This window comes from Streptomyces sp. SID13726 (assembly GCF_010548375.1).
Classification (GTDB): Bacteria; Actinomycetota; Actinomycetes; order Streptomycetales; family Streptomycetaceae; genus Streptomyces.
This window is the reverse complement of record NZ_JAAGLY010000533.1, coordinates 1-425: the sequence shown is the minus strand read 5'-3', so window position 1 is coordinate 425 and position 425 is coordinate 1. Positions and strand designations below refer to the sequence as shown.

Annotated in this window: 1 protein-coding gene; it reads right to left on the bottom strand. The window is 77.4% G+C overall.

Features of this window, described 5'->3' with window-relative positions; all coding sequences use genetic code 11:
* Positions 1–425: ABC transporter ATP-binding protein (locus G3I78_RS48970; protein ID WP_164437133.1), on the bottom strand; the 425-nt coding region annotated here is incomplete at both ends.

Sequence of the window (425 nt, the reverse complement as noted above, 5' to 3'; positions counted from 1 at the left end):
CGACGCTCCACGCGGCGGGTGCGCCCGCGCCGTCGGGCAGTCCCGCCCCGGCGAGGGCCTCGCTCAGGCCGTCGAGGCCGAGCCCGGGCGTGGCCTCGAAACGGACGGTGCGGTCCGCCTCGCCGTCGGCGCCGGTCTCGAGCAGGTCGCGCGTCGCGCCGGCGGCGATGACCTTGCCCTGGTCGACGACGTAGACGTGGTCGGCCAGGTCCTCCGCCTCGTCCATGAGGTGCGTCGTGAGGACGATCCCCACGCCCTCCGCGCGCAGCTCGCGGACGAGCTCCCACACGGCGTGCCGGCTCTGCGGGTCCATGCCTGCGCTCGGCTCGTCGAGGAAGACGACCTCCGGGCGCCCGACGATCGCCGCGGCGAGCGCGAGGCGCTGCCGCTGCCCGCCCGACAGCCGCCGCACGGTCGTGCGCGCG